Genomic DNA, 20,642 nt, shown 5'->3' with positions numbered 1-20,642 from the left:
CCATGGCCAGCGGGGAGAGCAAGTGGATTACCGGCGAGGCCCATGCCGAGATTCATGCCATCCAGGCCGCCCGTGGGGCGGCCCGCGGGGCGACCGCCTATGTCAGCCTGGAGCCCTGTGCTCATCAGGGGCGGACCGGGCCCTGCTGTGTGGCGCTGGCCGAGGCCGGCGTGGCTCGGGTGGTGGCGGCGGTAGCGGATCCCAATCCCCAGGTGGCCGGCCGGGGCATGGCCTATCTGGCCGAGCGCGGCATCGACACGTTGACCGGCGTACTGGCGACCGAGGCCGAAGCGCTCAACCGGGGCTTTTTCCACCGCATGCGGCATGGGCGGCCCTGGGTCACGGTCAAGCTGGCCGCCAGCCTGGACGGGCGCACCGCCATGGCCAGCGGCGAGAGCCGCTGGATTAGTGGCGAGGCGGCCAGGGACGATGTCCACCGTCGCCGGGCCCGCTCCTCGGCGGTCATGAGCGGGATTGGCACGGTCCTGGCGGATGACCCGCGCCTCAATCCGCGCCTGCCGGGGCTGGAGCGCCAGCCGCTGCGGGTGGTACTGGACAGTGAATTGCGCACGCCGCCGGATGCCGCCCTGTTTTCCACTGCCGGCCCGGTGCTGATCATGGCCGCCGGGCAGGCCGCCCCGGAGCGGCGCCAGGCGCTGACCGCGGCGGGGGCCACGGTGCGGGATTTTCCCGGCCGCCGCCCGGCCCTGTCGGCTGTTTTGGCCAGTCTGGCGAAACAGGACGAGGCCAATGAAGTCATGGTGGAGGCGGGTGCCGGTCTTGCCGGTGGCCTGCTCGAGGCGGGCCTGGTGGATGAAATCTGCCTCTATCTGGCGCCCCATCTCATGGGCGCCGATGGGCGCGGGCTGTTTGAGCTGCCGGGCCTGGAGGCCATGCAGGATCGAGTGCGGCTGGAGATCCGGGATCTGCGACAGGTGGGAGAGGATCTGCGGCTGTTGCTGCGGCCGAGAAACGGAGACGATTGATGTTCACCGGTTTGATTGAAGGCCAGGGGCGGGTTCGGGCCCTGCGTCGCCAGGGGCAGGATGCGCGCCTGGACATTGATACCAGCGGTCTTGGCATGGAAGACATTGCCGAGGGCGACAGTGTGGCCGTCAACGGCTGCTGCCTGACGGCGCTGGCGCCGCACAAGGCCGGCTTTGCCGCCGACGTCTCCGGCGAGACCCTGTCCCTGACCAGCCTGGGTGATCTGCGCGAGGGCGACCCGGTCAATCTGGAACGCTCGCTGACCCCGAGTACTCGCATGGGCGGGCATTTTGTCACCGGGCATGTGGACGGGCTGGCGCGCTGCGTGGAACGCCGGCGCGAGGGGGCCTCCTGGCGCTTTGGCTTTGAATTGCCCGGCAGGCTTGAGAAGTACGTGGCCCGCAAGGGCTCCATTGCCATTGACGGCATCAGCCTGACCGTCAATGAAGTCAGCGGTCGACGCTTCGGGGTCAACATCATTCCCCATACGTTGGAAAAGACAAATCTGGACCGCTGCCAGGTGGGCACCCGGGTCAATATCGAGATTGATCTGGTGGCCCGCTATCTGGAACGCCTCATGGGCCTGGATGCCCGTCAGCCCGATGGCAGCCTGCGCACGGATCTGCTGGCGGACAAGGGCAACTGATTCTTACCTCTGGACTAGCTGGATAATCATGGCATTCAACCGCATCAGCGAAATCATCGACGACCTGCAGGCCGGCAAGATGGTCATCATGGTGGATGACGAGGACCGGGAAAACGAGGGCGATCTGATGATGCTCTCGGAAAAGGTCACCCCCGAGGACATCAACTTCATGGCCCGTTATGGCCGGGGCCTGATCTGCGTCACCCTGACCCGGGAGCGTTGCCAGCGCTTGCGCCTGCCCCTGATGGTGAGCGAGAACGATGCCTCCTTCGGCACCAACTTCACGGTTTCCATCGAGGCCGCCGAGGGGGTCACCACCGGCATTTCCGCCCATGACCGGGCCCGTACCGTGCAGGTGGCGGTGGACCCCGAGACCCGCCCCGAGGACCTGGTTCAGCCGGGGCACATCTTTCCCATCATGGCCCAGCCGGGCGGCGTGCTGACCCGGGCCGGCCATACCGAGGCCGGCTGTGATCTCGGGCGCATGGCGGGCCAGATTCCCTCCTGCACCATTGTCGAGATCCTCAACGAGGACGGGACCATGGCCCGGCGGCCGGATCTGGAGAAGTTCGCCAGGGAGCACGGGCTCAAGATGGGCACCATTGCCGACCTGATCCGGCACCGCATGGACACGGAGCACACCGTGGAGCGGATCTATTCCCGCAAGGTGCCCACCGAGTTCGGGGAGTTCGATCTGCACGCCTACGAGGATCATCTGCACAAGACCGTGCACATCGCCCTGACCCGGGGGGAGATCAAGCCGGAGACCCCCACCCCGGTGCGCGTGCATCTGCAGGACACGCTCGGCGATGTGGTGGGCATTGAATGGAAGTCCATGGGCTGGCCGCTGCGCAATGCCATGCGCCGCATTGCCGAGGATGGCGGGGTATTGGTGATTCTGCGGCCCGAGGATAACCCCCGGGATCTGATCGAGCGCCTCCAGCACGGCCCCGACCTGCCCGAGCCCGACGAGGCCCCGGGCGAGGACGGTGCCACGGTGCTCAGGACCTACGGCATCGGGGCCCAGATCCTGGCTGACCTTGGGGTGCGCAAGATGAAGGTGCTGTCGGCACCCAAGCGCATGCAGGGCATTTCCGGCTTCGGCCTGGAAGTGGTGGAATACGTGGGTACCAGCGATAGCTGATCGCGGTGTCCTTGTGAGGTATCTCCGGGCTACCCTGTGTAGTCTGTGGTGAAGACCCTTTTACAGCAGGAATCAGAAAAATGACCGAGAGAAAGACAATCGAAGGCGAGATGGTGGTCGAAAAGGCCCGCTTCGCGGTGCTTGCCACCCGCTTCAACGGTTTCATCGTGGAGCGCCTGGTGGAGGGGGCCGTGGATGCCCTAAAGCGTCACGGCGCGGCTGATGCGGATATCGACATCATTCGCGCGCCGGGTGCCTGGGAGCTGCCCCTGGTGGCTCGCCGGGTGGCGGCCACGGGCGACTACCATGGCATCGTCGCCCTGGGCTGCGTGATCCGTGGCGCCACGCCCCATTTCGATTATGTCTGTGGCGAATGCAGCCGTGGCCTGGGGCGGGTCGCCGACGACAGCGGTCTGCCGGTGGGCTTTGGCGTGCTGACCGTTGACACCATCGAACAGGCGGTGGAGCGGGCCGGCACCAAGGCCGGCAACAAGGGTGTGGAAGCGGCCACGGCCGTGATCGAGATGGTTAACCTGCTGCGCCGGATCGAGGGCAAATGAGCGAACAAAGCCCCCAGGACAAACAGGCCCAGCTCCGTGAGCGGGAGCTGATCAAGCGCCGGAGCAAGGCCCGCCATCTGGCCGTGCAGGCGGTCTATCAGTGGCAGTTGGCGGCCACCGACACCGCTGATCTGCTCGCCCAGTTCCATGAGGACGAGGGCATGGACAAGGCCGACGGCGAGTATTTCGACGGGCTGGTGCGGGCCTGCATTGGTGACCCGGACCGGCTCAAGGGCGTTTATGCCGATTATCTGGATCGCCCGGAGGTGCAGCTGGACCCGGTGGAGCGGGCCATCCTGATGGTGGCCGCCCACGAACTGCAGGAACACCTGGAGGTGCCCTGGCGGGTGGTGTTGGACGAGGCGGTGTCCCTGGCCCGGCGTTTCGGCGCCGAGGACAGTCACCGCTTCATCAATGCCGTGCTCGACAAGGCCTCCGCCGAACTGCGCAAACTGGAACGCGGCGCCGGCCGCTGACGGGGCGGGACTGCCATGACTCAGGCCAGTGCACAGGAGCTCAGCCAACCCGCTGCCCGCCGCAAGATTCACGAGCGGCGGATCATCTGTGAAGGCTTTCAGCGTGAGGACGGTCTCTGGGACATCGAGGGACGGCTGACCGACGAAAAGGCCTATCCCTTCGAGAATCAGTACCGGGGCCGCCTGGAACCGGGGGAGTTCATTCACCGCATGGGTCTGCGCATGACCCTGGATGATGACTTTCGCATCCACCGGGTCGAGGCCATGATGAGCGACCATCCCTTCGCGGTCTGTCCGGAGATTGTAGCCGCCTTCCGCCGTGTCGAGGGGCTGGTGGTCAAGCCCGGCTGGTCCAGGGCCATGCGCGAGCGGGTCGGGGGCGTGCAGGGCTGCACCCATCTGGTGACCCTGCTGGATAATCTGGCCATTGTCGCCTTTCAGACCATTGCGCCCTTGAAGCGCAAGGACCCCACCGTGGAAAGTCGCGGCAAGCCCCGCCATATCGATTCCTGCCACGCCCTGCGCTCCGACGGACCCGTGGTTCGCGAGCACTACCCCCGCTGGTATCGAAAGCCGACCAGATCCGAAGGCGAGTCATGAGTCAGCGGGAATTCGAGCTGATCAGAAGGCTATTCCGCGAGCGGGTCCAGGCCGCCGACGATCTCCCGGTGGGGATTGGTGATGACGGAGCCGTACTTCGGGTCGAGGCCGGGGAACTGGTCTGGGCGATCGACACCATCAATGCCGGGGTTCACTTTCCCACGGATGCCCCCGCTCATGCCGTCGGCCATCGTGTGCTGGCCGTCAATCTCAGTGATCTGGTGGCCATGGGCGCCACGGCGCGCTGGGCCCTGCTGTCCCTGAGCCTGGATGAAACGCCGGATGAGAAGTGGCTGGAGGGTTTCTGCGCGGGATTCTTTGAGCTGGCCGAGCGAGCCGGGGTCGTGCTGGGCGGCGGTGACATGACTCGCGGTCCGCTGGCGGCCTCGGTCAGCCTGCTGGGGCGGGCGGGGCAGGCGGTGGTGACGCGGCGGGGCGCCCGTCTCGGTGACTGGCTGCTGGTCTCCGGCACCCTGGGCGATGCCCGCGCCGGCCTGGATATCGCCCTGGGCGACGATCATGTCATCAATGAGCATGAGCGCAGCCTGCTGGCCCGCTATCTCTACCCGGAGCCCCGTCTGGGCCTGAGTGAACCCCTGGCCCGATATGCGACGTCGGCCATTGATCTGTCCGATGGTCTCTGTGCCGATCTCGGCCATCTTTTGCGGGAGAGCGGCGTTGGGGCCGAGCTGGCCCTGGACCAGTTGCCGCTCTCCCCGGCCCTGCGCGCCCATGCGGCCGAGGAAGCGCCGGAGCTGGCCCTGGCCGGCGGCGATGATTACGAAATCCTCTGCACCGCCGGACCGGATCAGGTCGAGGCCCTGGAGTCCTCGGCTCAGGCGGCGGGGCTGACCCTGCAGCGGATCGGTCGCATCGTCGAGCAGCGCGGGCTCCAGATCCGCAATGCCGAGGGTGAGCGGGTCAGCCCGCCAACGGGCTTTTCCCATTTTGGAGAGACGGATGCGTAAGCACGCGCCCATGCCCCCGGCACGGCAGGTTTTTACTGACCCGGTGCATTTTCTTGCCTTCGGTTTCGGCCTGGGCCTGTCTCCCAAGGCGCCGGGAACGGTAGGGACCCTGGCGGCACTGCCTTTTCTGCTGCTCTCGGCCCAATGGCACTTCATGGCGCAATTGGCCCTTGCCGTAGCCGTGTGTCTGGTGGGGATATGGATCTGCGGTGAAAGCGCCCGGCGCCTGGACAGCCATGACCATCCCGGTATCGTCTGGGACGAGATCGGCGGCTGGCTGGTGACCATGCTGCTGGTACCCATCAACCCCCTCACCCTGGTGGCGGGCTATCTGTTGTTCCGCTTTTTCGATATCGTCAAGCCTTGGCCCATCCGCTGGCTGGACCGCCATGTCCATGGCGGGCTGGGTATCATGCTGGATGACATCATCGCGGCAGTCATGGCCGGACTGGTGCTCTGGATAGGCTATAGTTGGCACGTGGGGGACTTCACTCACGCCATGCTCTGAGGGGACGAAATGAGTTCAGGGTCGGGCAAGAATCGCATTGTTGCGCTGGAAAAACCGGCACCGAGACGTATTGGCAAGTATGTCGTTGCCCGTGAGCTGGGGCGTGGTACCACCAGTACCGTCTATCTCTGCCACGACTCCTATCGGGGGCAGGATGTAGCGGTAAAGCTCTACGCCTCCGACAGCGAACTCACCCCCGAAGAGGCCGATGTCCGCCGCCGGCTGTTCTTCAACGAAGCCCAGATGGCGGGGATGCTGGATCATCCCAATATTCTCCCCATTCTCGATGCCGGTGAACTGGACGATGCCCGCTACATCGTCATGGAGTATGTGGACGGGGCCCGGCCCTTGACCGAGCACACTCATCCCGACCGCCTCTTGCCCATCGGCAAGGCGGTGGAAGTGGCCTTCAAGTGTGCCCGCGCCCTGGAATACGCCCATCGTCAGGGGGTGATCCACCGGGATGTGAAGCCCGGCAACATCCTGGTCACGCGCAATGGCGACATCCGACTGGCGGATTTTGGTGTGGCCCGTACCGAACAGGGCAGTCTCAGCAAGGTGCGTGGCCTGATCGGCTCGCCCAGCTACATGGCCCCCGAGCAGTTGGGCAAGCACATTGCCACCCGGGAAACGGACCTCTACGCCCTGGGCGTGGTCCTCTATGAACTGCTGACCGGCAAGCGCCCCTTCTACGGGGATTCCCTGGAAAAGCTCCGCCAGCAGGTGACCTACGCCTCGCCGCTGCCCGTGCATCGTCTCCGTGAAGAAGTGCCGCCGGCCCTGGAGCGCATCGTCAATCGGGCCCTGGAAAAGCAGCCCGCCCGCCGTTATCGCTCGGGTCTGGAGTTTGCCGCCGACCTGTCCCAAGCCTTCAAGCAGGCCGCCCGCCTGCGCCAGCAGATGGTCGAGCAGGAGCGTTTCCGGCAGTTGCGCCATCGTGATTTCTTTCGGGATTTCGCCTATCCGGATATCTGGGAGCTGCTCAACGCCGGCAGTTGGGAGGAGTACAAGGCGGGCGATGTGATCGTCCAGGCCGGGGAGCTGGATCAAAGCTTCTTCATCGTGGTCAACGGCGTTGCCAGTGTTTACCGCGATGGCCAGGTGATTGGTCGCTTCCAGCAGGGGCAGTGCTTTGGCGAGGCCGGTTATCTGGAGGGTGCTCGACGGGAGCACAATATCGTCGCCGACGAGGACACCGAAGTCCTCCGCCTTACCGCCACCGCCATCGACCGCTGCTCCACCGACTGTCAGCTCCGCTTCATGCGCCAATTCCTCCGCATGCTCCTGGCCCGCCTGAGTAGCTGAGCGCCTTAGGTGAAGACATTCAAAAGATTGCCTCGCGCAAAGACGCCAAGACGCAAAGAAGGAATTTTATTTTTCTCGCGCAGAGACGCGGAGGCGCAGAGAGGAGTCTGTGTTGTGGGAGGGGCATTTCTGCCCCGACCATTCCAGGGCAATGGCCATTGTCTGCCAGGGTCAGCTTTCATTACCTGACTGTGGGAGAGGCTTTAGCCTCGATCCTCGCTAGCCGATAGCACTGCCGAGAGGTTGGAGCGTTTCCAGCACCTGCCTTCCTTGTCGACGACCACAATAATCATTCTCTGCGCCTCCGCGTCTCCGCGCGATAAATTATTCTTTTGAATTTCTTTGCGTCTTGGCGTCTTTGCGTGAGGCCGCCTTAATCCATGGAAGGTGGTTTGCGGAGTCGTTTGTTCTTGCCCCGTTGTTTTTTTTCGTCCACCCGGCGGGCCTTGGCCCGTTTGCTGGGTTTGGTGGGGCGGCGTTTCTTGCGGGTGGCGGCGACGCTGCGAACGAGTTGCTGCAGGCGGGCGAGGGCGGCAGCCTTGTTGTCTTCCTGGCTGCGGGTCTCGTCCGCCTTGATCACCACCAGGCCACTCTTGGTGATGCGATGATCGCTCAGGGCCAGCAGGCGTTCCTTGTAGACAGCCGGCAGGGAGGACGCGGCGATGTCGAACCGTAGCTGAATTGCTGTCGCCACCTTGTTCACGTTTTGCCCGCCCGCGCCACGTGAGCGAACCGCCGTCAGCTCGATCTCGTCCTCCGGAATGACAACGCTGTTGGATATTTTCAGCATGCGTGACCCCAGGTTTCCATCGCAGCCAATGCAGGAGTGGATTCAGCCGCGAGCCAAGTGCGTGGCAGGCACTTCACAGCCACAAAAAAGCCGGCAGTCTTCGGGAAGGCTGCCGGCCCGATAATCAGAGGTTCCTTAGAGCTTACCTCAGCCTTCCTCCGCCTCCTTGTCCTTCTCGATCAGGGCGTAGGCGGAGTGATTGTGAATGGACTCGAAGTTTTCCGAGGCCACGGTGTAGGCCGCAATGCGATCATCCTTGTTGAGGGCGACGGCGATATCGCGAACGATGTCCTCGACGAATTTGGGGTTGTCATAGGCCCGCTCGGTCACCCATTTTTCATCGGGCCGCTTGAGCAGGCCGAACAACTCACAGGAAGCCTCCGCTTCCACCAGGTCAATCAGCTCCTCAATCCAGACAAAGTCCCGGGTGCGGGCAGTCACGGTGACGTGGGAGCGTTGGTTGTGGGCGCCGTAATCGGAGATCTTCTTGGAGCAAGGGCAGAGGCTGGTGACCGGCACCACTACACGGGTGGTCATGCGGTTCTCTCCCTTGATCCGTTCCCCGATGAAGCTCACCTCGTAATCCATCAGGCTTTCCACGCCGGAGACCGGCGCCTTCTTGTTGACGAAGTAAGGGAAGCTCATTTCAATGTGACCGGAGTCGGCCTCCAGCAGTTCGGTCATGCCGGAGAGCATGTCCTTGAAGGACCGGACCGTGATTTCCCGTTCCTGGTTTTCCAGGATCTGCACGAAGCGGGACATGTGGGTGCCCTTGAAGTCATGGGGCAGGTCCACATACATGTTGAAGTTGGCAATGGTGTGCTGCTCGCCCCCCGAGCGGTCGCGCACGCGCACGGGGTGGCGGATATCCTTGATACCCACCTTGTTGATGGGGATTCGCCGGGTATCGGCGCTGCCCTGTACATCGTCGATCACGGTCACCTTGGCCTGCTGTGCGGTCGGCTTGCTCATTGTTCCATCCTTACGCGTTCATGATTCTTTGCTCAGGTTTCGGCTTCAGGAAACCAGGCGCTGTTTGTTGCCCTTGCGGTCCAGTCCCGCCCACCATTTCTCGATCTTTTCCCGGATGCCCTCGGCAGTCAGGCCGGCCTCGGCCAGCACATCGTCCCGGGAGCCATGTCCCAGATAGGCGTCCGGCAAGCCGATGGTAAGCACCGGGCAACGAATACCGGCTGCCGCCAGGGCTTCCAGTACTGCCGTACCCGCGCCACCCTGGCTGCTGTTGTCTTCCAGCGTCACCAGGGCGCCATGGTCTTGTGCGGCTTTTTGGACCGCTTCCAGGTCCAGGGGTTTCACGAAGCGCATGTTCCAGACGCCCATGTCCAGGGATTCCACGGCCTCATGGCTGCGGTCCAGCAGGGCGCCGAAATTGAGCAGTGCCGGGCCCTTGCCGGTGCGGCGCTGTTCCGCCCGCCCCCAGGGCAGGGCCTCCATGGTCTCACTGACGGCCACACCGGGCCCCTTGCCGCGGGGATAGCGCACCGCCGTGGGGCCATTGTGCTGCCAGGCCGTGTAGAGCAGTTGCCGGCATTCATTTTCATCCGCCGGCACCAGCACGCTCATGTTGGGCAGACAGCGCAGGAAGCTGATATCGAAACTGCCGGCGTGGGTGGCGCCGTCGCCGCCCACGGGGCCCGCCCGGTCAATGGCGAACAGCACCGGCAGGTTCTGGACTGCCACATCATGAATGGCCTGGTCATAGGCCCGCTGCAGGAAGGTGGAGTAGATCGCCACCACCGGCTTCATGCCCTCGCAGGCCAGGCCGGCGGCCAGGGTCACCGAGTGCTGTTCGGCGATGCCCACATCGTAGTAACGGTCCCGGAAGCGCTTGTGGTATTCCACCAGACCGGAGCCCTCCCGCATGGCCGGTGTGATGGCCGCAAAACGCTCATCCTCGGTCGCCATGTCGCAGGCCCATTGCCCAAAGACCTGGGAATAGCTGGGCCCGCCGCCACCCTTGGGTGCCATTTCCCCGGTCTCCGGATCAAACTTGCCGGGACCATGCCAGGTGATCGGGTCCAGCTCGGCCGGGCCATAGCCCTTGCCCTTGCGGGTGACCACATGCAGGAACTGGGGGCCGGGCCGCTGCTGGAGATTCTCCAGCGTTTCCACCAGGGTCTCCACATCGTGGCCATCCACCGGGCCGATGTAATTCAGGCCCAGCTCTTCGAACAGGCTGGCCGGCGCCACCAGACCCTTGAAGTGCTCCTCGGATTTACGAACCAGTTCCCGCAGGGGGGGCAAGGCTTCGAGCGCCTTCTTGCTGCCTTCCCGGAAACCGCCATAGAGGCGGCTGGAGAGGACGCGGGAGAAGTAATTGGACAGCGCGCCCACGTTTTCTGAAATGGACATGTCGTTGTCATTGAGAATGATCAACATGTCCGCCTTGGTGGAGCCGGCGTGATTGAGGGCTTCGAAGGCCATGCCGGCGGTCATGGCGCCGTCGCCGATGACTGCAGCAACCTTGCGGCTGCCGCCCTGGGCGCGGTTGGCCAGGGACATGCCCAGGGCCGCGCTCACCGAGGTGCTGGAATGGCCCACACCGAAGGTGTCGTACTCACTCTCCTCGCGCTTGGGGAAGGGGGCCAGGCCGCCGACTTTGCGAATGGTGGCCAGTTGTTCCCGCCGCCCGGTGAGAATCTTGTGGGGGTAGGCCTGGTGGCCTACGTCCCAGACGATCCGGTCCTCGGGCGTCTGATAGGCATAGTGCAGGGCGAGGGTGAGCTCCACTACCCCGAGGCCGGCAGCAAAATGGCCACCATTGCCGCTCAAGGTCTGGACCATGTACTGACGCAGTTCCTCGGCGACCCGAGGCAGTTCGCTGCGGGGCAGGGCACGGAGATCGGCCGGTGTCTGGATCCGGTCGAGCAGGGGGTATTGGTGGTCGCTGTCGGTCATCGTCGCCTGCGTTGTCGGGTCAGGAGGTCAATTATCCGCTGAGCGGGGGGCGTCTATCAAACGGTGCCTAATGGCGCCGGTCGCGCATCTGTCGAATCAGTTCCTGTAGGCCGACTGCTCGGGGGCCGGCGTCGGCGAGCTGCTCCATGGCCTCCTGGTAAAGGCAACGGAAGCGGGTCTCGGCAGCTTCCACGCCCTGCAGGGAGGCAAAGGTCGGTTTGTCCCGGGCCGCATCCGCGCCCTGGGCCTTGCCCAGGGTATCGGTATCGCTGATCACATCCAGGACGTCATCCTGGATCTGGAAGGCCAGGCCGATGGTCTGGCCCAGCGTGTCCAATTGCTGTTCCAGCGCCCCCTTGCGTTGGTCCGCGGCCAGGGCCCCCAGCATCAGCGATGCCTCGATCAGTGCCCCGGTCTTCAGTCGGTGCAGGTGCTCCAGGTGAGCGAGGTCGCCACTGTGTCCGGTCAGGGCCAGGTCCATGGCCTGGCCGCCGGCCATGCCTGCCGGGCCCGCGGCTCGAGCCAGTCGGCCAATCATCTCCACCACCCGGGAGGCTTCCGGGTGCTCGATTCCGGCGAGGATCTCGAAGGCCCGAGCCTGCAGGGCATCCCCGGCCAGGATGGCCGTGGCCTCGTCGAAGGCCACATGGCAGGTGGGCTGGCCGCGGCGGAGGTCGTCATCATCCATGGCCGGCAAATCGTCATGGATGAGGGAATAGGCGTGGACCATTTCCACGGCGGCGGCGACGGCATCCAGCCGCTCCATGGGGGCATTGGCCATATGGCCGGCATGGTAGACCAGCAAGGGACGCAAGCGCTTGCCGCCGCCGGTTACGGCGTAGCGCATGGCCTCCAGCAAGCGGGGATCACCCTCTCGGGGCAGAGAGGCTGACAGCACCGACTCGATTCGCTCCCGCAGCGTGGCGCTTGCCTGCGCGCTGTCAGCCCTTGTCGCCATCATCCTCATTCCCGAACGGTGCCAATCCTGCCTTGCTACCGTTGCCCACCAGCTTGCTCACCTTCTGCTCGGCTTCCTCCAGGGCCTTCTGGCACTGGCGCGTCAGACCGACGCCGCTCTCGAAGGCCTTGAGGGATTCCTCCAGGCTCAGCTCACCCCCCTCAAGCCGTTCAACGATACCTTCCAGCTCTGCAAGGGACTGTTCAAAATCGAGTTTTTCTTTCTTCTCGGCCATGATTTGCTTCCTGCCCGGGAGCCTTGGACGTTCAACGAAAGCCCACTATTGTACAGGGCTTGCGCTTTGACTGGACATTATTGCGCCAGCCGCTATACTGGCCCGCACCCGACCGAACGGTCGGTCTATGCAATCGGGATCAATCATACATGAACGCCAGCCAGTCAGCGCAGTCCCTGTCTGAGGGGGCCCACCGCATCATCGAGGTGGCCACCGATCTCTTCGCCGAGCATGGCGTGGACGGGGTGTCCATTGCCCGAATTGCGCGTGAGGCCGGTGTCGGCAAGGCGACCATCTTCCATCACTTCCCCAGCAAGGAAGCGCTGTACCAGGGGGTTCTGTGGCAGGTTGCCGAGCGGGCCCTGTGGCTGGTGGAAGAGCAGGCCTGGCGAGACGGTGATCTGAGTGATTGCATGGCTGGCTTCATCCGCCAGCAGATTGACCTTCTGGCGGAAGGGGACCAATTGTTGCGGCTGGTGCGCAGAGAGCTCCTCCAGGGCAGCCCGGATGGTCTGGCCCTGGTGGGCGAGGTCTTCAGTCGGCCCTATTGCCGGCTCAAGGGGCTGCTCGATGAGCGGGCCCAGCGCGGCGAGTTGCATCCCGATACCGATACGGCCCTTCTGGCCTGGATTCTGATGGATGCCGGGGTCAAGTTCCACGAGGGCTGCTGTGTGGTTTCCGGTCTGCCCGGCCTGGAGGCGGGCAGCGATCCGGATCTCTTCAGTCGCCGAATGGCCGGCCTGTTGGTCACCGGTTGTTTATGTAATGCCCCCCGAAACGACAAGTCCAGGGACGAATCGCACCCATCCAAGCGTGAGGACGATTGATGAACAAGATCCAGCCGAGACTCGGACTATTGAGCCTGTTGATTCTGCCGCTGCTGCTGATCGCCTGTGGTGAGCAGGAAGAGAACGGCAACGACGAGGAATCCAGTCCTGGGACACCGGTTCGTGCCGAGACGGTGGAACGGGCCACTGTTCAGGAGCAGGAACGGTCGGTGGGAACGGTGGAGACATTTACTCGCCCCGTGGTGGCCGCCGAGGTTTCCGGCAGGATCGTGCGCATCGAGCATGATGTCGGGGACGAGGTCGCCGAAGGCGAGGTTCTGGCCCGAATCGACCGTGAGCCCTTTGAGCTCGGCCGGGCGGTGGCGGCGGCTGAGGTGGGTCGTCTTGAAGCGCGAATTCGCCAGCTCGAACTGGACCTGGCAAGACTGCAGCGCCTATCCGAACGAGAGTACGCCACCGAGCAGGACAAGGATGGGGTGCAAGCCGAGCTGGATGGCGCTCGCCAGCAGTTGGAGAGTGCGCGCAATCAGCTCCGCCAGGCAGAGCGGGATCTGCGGTTGACCGACATTCACGCTCCCGTGGACGGGATCGTGGACGAGCGCATGGTGTCCGAAGGGGGATTCATCCAGGCGGGCAATCCCGCCTTCAGTATTCAACCCATGGACCGATTTCGCGCGGTGGTGTCCTTCCCCGAGCGGTTGTCGGATCGCATTGAGCGAGACATGGTCGTCCACCTCTCCCCCCGGGGTGGTCGTCATGGCGAGGCAGAAGGCCGCGTGACCCGCCTGCGGCCGGCGGTGGACCCATCGTCCCGGTCTTTGCGGGTCATCGTCGAGTTCGACAATCCCGGCAATTGGAGGCCCGGCATGACGGTTGAAGCCAGGGTGGTCCTGGAAGAGCGAGCCGATGCCATGCGGGTTCCGGTCCTGAGTCTGGTCCAGCGCCCGGGCGGGCAAGTGGTTTACATCGTCGAAGATGGTGAGGCCCGGGAGCGGTCGGTCAAAGTGGGTGTGCGTACATCCGAATGGGTCGAGATCCGGGAAGGCCTGGACGGTGAGGAACAGGTAATCACCGAAGGAGCCAATTTCCTCTCCGATGGCGCCCGTGTCCGCGTCCGGGAGGAGGGCTGATATGACCTTGCCGGAGTTTTCCGTCAGACGTCATGTAATGGCGTTCATGATGAGCGCCGTTCTGGTCCTGTTCGGGCTCATTGGCTACAACGACATTGGTACCGACCGCCTGCCGGATATTGATTTCCCCATTATCTCGGTGGTTACCGTCATACCGGGCGCCGACCCGGATATCATGGATGCCAGCGTGACCCGGGAGATTGAGCGGGCGGTGAATACCGTGCCGGGCATTGATGACCTTCAATCCACTTCATCGCCCAGTACCTCGGCCGTCACCATCACCTTTGACCTGGACGTGGATATTGACGTGGCCTTCAATGAGGTCCAGGCCAAGGTTCGCGAAGTGGTCAATCAGCTTCCGGCGGACGCAGAAGACCCCATCATCAGCAAGGTGGAGGCGGATGCAAGCCCCATCATGTGGCTGTCACTCCAGGGTGATCGGACGCTGCAGCAGTTATCCGATTATGCGGACAACAATATCCGCCGCCGCCTGGAAACCGTGTCGGGCGTGGGTGATGTGATTATCGGCGGTGGCCGGGAGCGTAATATCCGGGTGGAGCTGGATATGATTGCCCTGGCTGCCGAGCGCTTGACCGTCAACGATGTCATCGACATCTTTCAGGCGGAACACTTTCAGTTGCCGGGTGGTTTCCTGGTGGGAGATCAGCGGGAACATCTGATCAAGCTGGATCTGGAATACGACGATCCACGAGAGTTGGAGCAGATGATTCTCGCCGAGCGTGACGGCCATCTGGTCCGGCTCGGTGATGTGGCCGAAGTGGTGGATGGCCTGGAAGACTACCGCCGTCTGGCGCGATTCAATCAGGAACCCACGATTGGCATTGGTGTGGTCAAGATTGCCGGCACCAATACCGTGGAAATCGTCAATGAGATTCGCAAGCGAGTGGATGAGGAAATCCGTCCCCAGCTACCCCCTGGGATGACGCTAACGGTTTCCTCCGACCAATCCATCTTTATCAATAGCCTGATCGACAATCTTGAAAGGACCTTGATTATCGCCGTGCTTCTGGCAGCCCTGGTGATGTGGGTCTTTCTCAAGAGCATGCGCTCCACCCTGATCATTGCCGCCTCCATACCGGTCTCTCTGCTGGCCGTGGTGGCGGTGATCTACTTCTTCGGCTATACGCTCAATTCCATGACCATGCTGGCCATCCTGCTCCTGATCGGGGTGGTGGTGGATGATGCCATTGTGGTGCTGGAAAACGTGTACCGACACCGGGAAGAGGGCAATGAAGATGCCGTGGTGGCAGCAGTGGAAGGCTCGAATCAGGTCTTCTTTGCCATCATTGCCTCGTCCCTGTCTCTGATATCCATCTTTGGTCCGGTGATCTTCATGGAGGGGATCATCGGTCGGTTCTTCGAGTCATTTGCCGTGGTGGTGGTCTTCGGGATCATTGCTTCCACCTTCGTGGCGCTGACGCTCATACCCATGTTGTGTTCCCGTTTCCTTCATGTGCCCAAGGCCCACGGCAAGACCTATTGGGTGCTGGAGAACGGTTTCCGGGCCATGGATCGCTTTTATCGGGGGCTTTTGGAACGGGCGTTGAGGCATCGGGGCATGGTGCTGCTGCTGGCTTTGGGGCTGGTGATCCCGGCCTTCTATCTGGCCGGCAGCCTGGGGGGCGAATTCGCGCCCGAAGAAGACGAGGGGCAGTTCGTGGTCAGTTACCGCGTCCCCCTGGGGTCCAGCATCAACTACAGTGATCAGAAGCTGCGTGAGATCGAAGCCATCATCGCTGAACAGCCCGAGGTTGATCGCTTCTTTGCTGCCATTGGTCTGGGTCAGGGCCAGGGGCAGGTCAACCAGGGGATTCTCTTCGTACGCCTGAAGGACTACGCCGATCGGGAGGCCAGCCAGCAGGAGGTCATGGCTCGAGTTTCGGCAGAGTTTCAGGACCTGGCCGGTGTTCGTGCCTTTGCAGCGCCCCCAAGCCTGATTGGTGGCCAGCGTGGCGAACCCCTGCAGTTTTTCCTTCAGGGTCCGGATATGGACGAGGTCGCCAGACTGGCTCGGGATTTCGAGAATCGACTGAACGATGAACCGGGGATGGGTCGGGTGGATCTGGATCTTCGCCTGGACCAGCCAGAACTGCGTCTTGATGTGGATCGTGACAAGGCCAGGCAGCTGGGGATCAGCACCTTTGACGTTGCCCGGGCGGTGAATGTTCTGGTCGGTGGCATCGATGTGGCCCGTTATGACGACGACTTTGGTGGTGGTGAACGCTATGACGTTCGTCTGAAAGGCCGGGAAGATCAGTTCCGGGTCATCGAGGACATCGAGCGCATTCAGCTGAGAACCGGCGATGGCGGTCTGGTGAGACTGGATGAACTCGCCAGCCTCGAGGAGGACGTGGGTCCGGCTGTCATTACCCGTTTCAATCTCGAGTATGGTGCCGCCTTCTATGTGGATCCTGAAGTTCCATTGGGCGAGGCAGTGGAGAAAGTGGATGCCTTGGCGGCAGAGGCCCTGCCATTGGGATACAACGTCTCCATTATCGGCCAGGCTCGAGAATTCCAGCGCACCATCACGGCCATCCTGTTTGTCTTTGCGGTGGCCATTATTCTGGTTTACATGGTGCTGGGCAGCCAGTTCAACTCATTCATTCAGCCGGTCATCGTCATGCTGGCCATGCCGTTGGCAATCACTGGGGCCTTTATTGGGCTGTTCATCACCGGACAAAGCCTCAATATCTATTCCATGATCGGGATGGTGCTGCTGATCGGCGTGGTGACCAAGAACTCGATTCTTCTCATCGATCTGACCAACCAGTTCAGGGATAAACGGAACATGAGTGTGGATGAGGCCTTGCAGGAAGCCTGCCCCATTCGTCTTCGGCCCGTATTGATGACTTCGCTGACTCTGATTCTGGCCATGGTGCCGGCAGCTCTGGATACAGGGCCGGGTGCTCAGGGAAATACCGCCATGGGTGTCTCCATCATCTTCGGCATGATGGCTTCCACCCTGCTGACGCTGGTCGTGATTCCCAGCGCCTACTCACTTGTGGAGAACCGGCTTGCTCGCAAGCGTGCCCAGCCGGATCTGTCCACCTCTTGATGGGGGATTGAGAAATGAGCGTTCTAGGGAAAGGCTTGATCACGGTGACGCTGTCATTGCTGGTAGCCCTGCCGACGGGCCCAGGGTTGGCCGCCGATAATGGCAATGATGAGACACCTGGCTTGATGGCGGTCTATCAGCTGGCCGTGGACAACGATCCACGCATTGCCCAGGCTCGGGCACGTCTGGACCAGGCCAGGGAGGCCAGGCCCCAGGCTCGCGCAGCCTTGTTGCCGTCGGTGTCACTGACTGCCGCGGTGGAGCAATCACGGCAGGATGGTGAGCAGATCGGGTTTGATGCCCAGGGGAATCTTGGCCTGCAGGATATTGAGACCACCGTGGATTCCACCAGCTATGGCATCGAAGTGCGTCAAACCCTGTTTCGCTGGGATCGCTGGGTAGGTCTAAGCGAGGCCGATGCCCGGGTGGCACAGGCCGAGTCAGAGTATGAAGGCGCCCTGCAGGACCTGCTGATTCGCACCGCCGGTGCCTATTTCGATCTGCTGGCGGCCAAGGACACCCTGGACACTCGGCGTACCACCCGGGAAGCCTTCGAGATGGAAAAGGAGCGGGCCGAGTTTGCTCGTGAGGTTGGCACTGCCTCGCGCACGGATGTGGAAGAGGCCCGGGCGGCTCATGACCGGGCGCTGTCCGATGAAATCGCCGCCGAGCGGGAGGTGGAGGTGGCCCGGGAAGCCCTCCTGGAGCTCACCGGGCGCTACCTCCGGGACGTGAAACCGCCGGTGCGGGAAGTGGAGCCGCGCCTGCCGGATCCCGAGGACATCGATTTCTGGGTGTCGCGAGCCCTGGAGACCAACCCGGAACTCAAGGCCACGGAGTTCGTGGCCGAGGCCTCCCAGCAACGCGTCCGGCAGGCCAGGGGAGGGCGTTATCCCACCCTGGATCTGGTAGCCAGCCGGCGCTGGGTGGATACCAGCAGTGACGATAACCCCTTCGTCAATCGGGATACCGTTGATGACAACATTCAGTTGCAGCTGAACGTGCCCCTGTTCACGGGCGGAGAAAACACGTCCCGGATCCGTGAGGCGCGGGCTGCCGAGCGGGAGGCCTGGTCCGGCGTCAAACTGGCGACCCGGGAAGTTCGGCGCGAGACGCGGGATTCCTTCCTGGGGATTCGTTCCGGGGTCGCCCGGGTCAGTGCCCTGCGGCAGGCCGTGAGGTCAGGGGAAACCGCGGTGGAGGCCACGGAAGTCGGCGTGGAAGTGGGCAGTCGCAGCACTGTGGACCTGCTCAATGCCCGCCGGGAGCTGGCCAATGCCCGCGCAGAGCTCAGCCAGGTTCGCTATGCCTACCTGCTGGATACCCTTCGCCTGCAGCGCGCTGTTGGCCAACTGGATGTCAACGAGCTGGAGCGACTGTCAGGCCTGTTCACCGGATCGCCGGGTGAAGATGTCCACGGCGACTGAGTCTCGTTGATGCAGGTCCTGCCCTTTCGGTGGGCAGGGCCTGTGTTTTATTGATGGAACTCGATACGCCGGATCCACCCCTTGGCTACGTCATGACTCATTTGCTGGGCCCCTTCAAAAGCGTTCGGTCGCGGATCCCAATTGAAAGTGAACGGCGAGAGCCGGGAAAAGCCTTCCCGTCAAGCCCTGTTGTCGAGCCGGGCCCTCGTTTAGAATCCGGCCAATCGCCACGTTGGAACACTGAGGTCCCATGAACCAGACCTACGACGCCGCCAGTATCGAGGTTCTCACCGGCCTCGAGCCCGTCCGCAAGCGGCCGGGCATGTATACCGACACCACGCGCCCCAACCACCTGGCCCAGGAAGTCATTGATAACAGCGTGGACGAGGCCATCGCCGGCCATGCCAAGCTGATCCATGTGATCCTGAACAAGGATGGCTCCCTGGAAGTCCGTGACGATGGGCGTGGCATGCCGGTGGATATTCACCCCAAGGAGAAGGTGCCCGGGGTGGAATTGATCCTGACCCGCCTGCACGCCGGCGGCAAGTTCTCCGACAAGAACTATCAGTTCAGTGGTGGCCTGCACGGCGTGGGGGTCTCGGTGGTCAATGCCCTGTCCAAGCGCCTGGAAGTGGAGATCAAGCGCGACGGCCACCTGTGGACCATTGCCTTTGAAAACGGCAAGCGGGTGGAAAAGCTGAAAAAGGCCGGCAAGGTGGGCCAGCGCAATCGCGGTACCACCCTGCGCTTTTGGCCGGACACAAGCTTCTTCGATTCCGCCAAGTTTTCCATTCCCCGCCTGCGTCATGCCCTCAGGGCCAAGGCCGTCCTTTGCCCCGGCCTGGTGGTCCGCTTCGACCACCCCGGCGAGGACACCGAGGAATGGTGCTACCAGGGCGGGGTGGCCGATTACCTGGTGGAGCGCCAGCAGGGCCAGGAAGTGCTGCCGGCTGACACCTTCGATGGCAAGATCGAGGCCCGCAATGAAGCCGCCGAGTGGGCCGTGGCCTGGCTGCCCGATGGCGGCGAGCCGGTTAACGAGAGCTACGTCAATCTCATCCCCACGATCCAGGGTGGAACCCACGTCAATGGTCTTCGCCAGGGTCTGACCGAGGCCATTCGCGAATTCGCCGAGTTTCGCAACCTTTTGCCGCGGGGGCTGCGTATCACCCCGGAAGACGTCTGGGAGAACTGTGTCTATGTCTTGTCGGTGAAACTGCACGATCCACAGTTCTCCGGCCAGACCAAGGAACGCCTCAGCTCCCGGGAATGTGCCCCCTTTGTCTCCGGCGTGGTCAAGGATGCCTTCTCCCTGTGGTTGAACCAGCATTCCGATGCCGGTGACAAGATTGTTCAGTTGGCCATCAGCAATGCCCAGAAACGGCTGAAGGCTAGCCGCAAGGTGGTTCGCAAGCGTGTGGTTCAGGGCCCGGCCCTGCCCGGCAAGCTGGCAGACTGCACGGCCCAGGATCCGGAACGGACCGAACTGTTCCTGGTGGAAGGCGACTCGGCCGGCGGCTCTGCCAAGCAGGCCCGGGACCGGGAGTTCCAGGCGGTCATGCCGCTGCGCGGCAAGATCATGAATACCTGGGAAGTGGATCCGGCCCAGGTCCTGGGGTCCCAGGAGGTCCATGACATCTCCATCGCCCTCGGGGTCGACCCGGGCTCGGATGATCTCAAGGGCCTGCGTTACCAGAAACTCTGCATCCTGGCCGATGCCGACTCCGACGGCCTGCATATCGCCACTCTGCTATGTGCCCTGTTCCTGCGCCATTTCCGCCCGCTGGTGGCCCAGGGCCATGTCTTCGTGGCCATGCCGCCGCTGTACCGGATCGATGTGGGCAAGCAGGTCTTCTACGCCCTGGACGAGGCGGAGAAGCAGGGGGTGCTGGATCGCATCGAGGCGGAAAAGCTCAAGGGCAAGGTGGCGGTGACCCGCTTCAAGGGCCTGGGTGAAATGTCGCCCGTGCAGCTTCGCGAGACGACCATCGCGCCGGAAACCCGGCGCCTGGTGCAGCTCACCATCAGCGATGGCGACGACACCTATCGCATCATGGACATGCTGCTCTCGCGCAAGCGCTCTCCGGATCGGCGCAACTGGCTAGAATCCAAGGGGAATCTGGCT

At 63.0% G+C, this 20,642-nt stretch carries 19 protein-coding genes; 14 read left to right on the top strand and 5 right to left on the bottom strand.

Annotation, left to right across the window (positions count from 1 at the left end; genetic code table 11):
* The 9 genes from ribD to ACJWXQ_RS11220 form a co-directional block, all read left to right on the top strand.
* Positions 1-986, top strand: a 986-nt coding sequence (ribD, locus tag ACJWXQ_RS11260; protein WP_406672829.1) for a bifunctional diaminohydroxyphosphoribosylaminopyrimidine deaminase/5-amino-6-(5-phosphoribosylamino)uracil reductase RibD, incomplete at its 5' end; no start/stop codon positions are given.
* Entirely contained in the window at positions 986-1,633 is a 648-nt protein-coding gene (locus tag ACJWXQ_RS11255; protein WP_346049764.1) for a riboflavin synthase, read from the top strand. The genes ribD and ACJWXQ_RS11255, both read left to right, overlap by 1 nt.
* A gap of 28 nt (positions 1,634-1,661) precedes the next feature.
* Complete coding sequence (gene ribBA / locus ACJWXQ_RS11250; protein WP_346049766.1) at positions 1,662-2,777, top strand: bifunctional 3,4-dihydroxy-2-butanone-4-phosphate synthase/GTP cyclohydrolase II; 1,116 nt, start codon at positions 1,662-1,664, stop codon at positions 2,775-2,777.
* Between the two features lie 80 nt (positions 2,778-2,857).
* Complete coding sequence (gene ribE, locus ACJWXQ_RS11245) at positions 2,858-3,337, top strand: 6,7-dimethyl-8-ribityllumazine synthase (protein ID WP_346049768.1); 480 nt, start codon at positions 2,858-2,860, stop codon at positions 3,335-3,337.
* Complete coding sequence (nusB, locus tag ACJWXQ_RS11240) at positions 3,334-3,813, top strand: transcription antitermination factor NusB (protein ID WP_346049770.1); 480 nt, start codon at positions 3,334-3,336, stop codon at positions 3,811-3,813. The genes ribE and nusB overlap by 4 nt, the downstream gene beginning before the upstream one ends.
* A 15-nt stretch (positions 3,814-3,828) precedes the next feature.
* Complete coding sequence (locus ACJWXQ_RS11235) at positions 3,829-4,413, top strand: DUF2889 domain-containing protein (protein ID WP_346049772.1); 585 nt, start codon at positions 3,829-3,831, stop codon at positions 4,411-4,413.
* Entirely contained in the window at positions 4,410-5,381 is a 972-nt protein-coding gene (gene thiL / locus ACJWXQ_RS11230; RefSeq protein ID WP_346049774.1) for a thiamine-phosphate kinase, read from the top strand. The genes ACJWXQ_RS11235 and thiL overlap by 4 nt, the downstream gene beginning before the upstream one ends.
* Entirely contained in the window at positions 5,374-5,889 is a 516-nt protein-coding gene (locus tag ACJWXQ_RS11225) for a phosphatidylglycerophosphatase A (RefSeq protein WP_346049776.1), read from the top strand. The genes thiL and ACJWXQ_RS11225 overlap by 8 nt, the downstream gene beginning before the upstream one ends.
* 9 nt (positions 5,890-5,898) lie before the next feature.
* Positions 5,899-7,194 (top strand): serine/threonine-protein kinase, encoded by a 1,296-nt coding sequence (locus ACJWXQ_RS11220; RefSeq protein WP_346049778.1) that lies wholly within the window; start codon positions 5,899-5,901, stop codon positions 7,192-7,194.
* A 373-nt stretch (positions 7,195-7,567) separates the two neighbouring features.
* Here ACJWXQ_RS11220 and arfB read toward each other — a convergent pair whose 3' ends face one another.
* The 5 genes from arfB to ACJWXQ_RS11195 form a co-directional block, all read right to left on the bottom strand.
* Positions 7,568-7,984: an alternative ribosome rescue aminoacyl-tRNA hydrolase ArfB gene (gene arfB, locus ACJWXQ_RS11215; RefSeq protein WP_346049780.1), complete on the bottom strand. Its 417-nt coding sequence runs from the start codon at positions 7,982-7,984 to the stop codon at positions 7,568-7,570.
* A 147-nt stretch (positions 7,985-8,131) separates the two neighbouring features.
* On the bottom strand, positions 8,132-8,956 hold the full coding sequence (gene folE2, locus ACJWXQ_RS11210) for a GTP cyclohydrolase FolE2 (RefSeq protein ID WP_346049782.1): 825 nt from the start codon (positions 8,954-8,956) through the stop codon (positions 8,132-8,134).
* A 45-nt stretch (positions 8,957-9,001) separates the two neighbouring features.
* Complete coding sequence (gene dxs / locus ACJWXQ_RS11205) at positions 9,002-10,903, bottom strand: 1-deoxy-D-xylulose-5-phosphate synthase (protein WP_346049784.1); 1,902 nt, start codon at positions 10,901-10,903, stop codon at positions 9,002-9,004.
* A gap of 67 nt (positions 10,904-10,970) precedes the next feature.
* Complete coding sequence (locus tag ACJWXQ_RS11200) at positions 10,971-11,864, bottom strand: farnesyl diphosphate synthase (protein ID WP_346049786.1); 894 nt, start codon at positions 11,862-11,864, stop codon at positions 10,971-10,973.
* Complete coding sequence (locus ACJWXQ_RS11195; RefSeq protein ID WP_346049788.1) at positions 11,845-12,096, bottom strand: exodeoxyribonuclease VII small subunit; 252 nt, start codon at positions 12,094-12,096, stop codon at positions 11,845-11,847. The genes ACJWXQ_RS11200 and ACJWXQ_RS11195 overlap by 20 nt, the downstream gene beginning before the upstream one ends.
* 149 nt (positions 12,097-12,245) lie before the next feature.
* Here ACJWXQ_RS11195 and ACJWXQ_RS11190 point away from each other — a divergent pair, with 149 nt between their 5' ends.
* From ACJWXQ_RS11190 to parE, 5 genes are all read left to right on the top strand, one after another.
* A complete protein-coding gene (locus ACJWXQ_RS11190; RefSeq protein WP_346049790.1) occupies positions 12,246-12,923 on the top strand; it encodes a helix-turn-helix domain-containing protein in 678 nt (225 codons plus the stop codon).
* The gene (locus ACJWXQ_RS11185) at positions 12,923-14,014 is read left to right on the top strand and encodes an efflux RND transporter periplasmic adaptor subunit (protein WP_346049792.1); all 1,092 of its coding nucleotides are present in this window, start codon (positions 12,923-12,925) and stop codon (positions 14,012-14,014) included. The genes ACJWXQ_RS11190 and ACJWXQ_RS11185 overlap by 1 nt, the downstream gene beginning before the upstream one ends.
* Position 14,015: 1 nt before the next feature.
* Entirely contained in the window at positions 14,016-17,090 is a 3,075-nt protein-coding gene (locus tag ACJWXQ_RS11180) for an efflux RND transporter permease subunit (protein WP_406672828.1), read from the top strand.
* A 14-nt stretch (positions 17,091-17,104) separates the two neighbouring features.
* Positions 17,105-18,517, top strand: a complete 1,413-nt coding sequence (locus ACJWXQ_RS11175) for a TolC family outer membrane protein (protein ID WP_406672827.1) — start codon at positions 17,105-17,107, stop codon at positions 18,515-18,517.
* Between the two features lie 250 nt (positions 18,518-18,767).
* Positions 18,768-20,642, top strand: a 1,875-nt coding sequence (gene parE, locus ACJWXQ_RS11170; protein WP_406672826.1) for a DNA topoisomerase IV subunit B, incomplete at its 3' end; no start/stop codon positions are given.

This window comes from Natronospira sp. (assembly GCF_007134575.1).
Classification (GTDB): Bacteria; Pseudomonadota; Gammaproteobacteria; order Natronospirales; family Natronospiraceae; genus Natronospira; species Natronospira elongata.
Note: the sequence above shows the minus strand (reverse complement) of the source record. Positions and strands in the feature narration are given on the sequence as shown.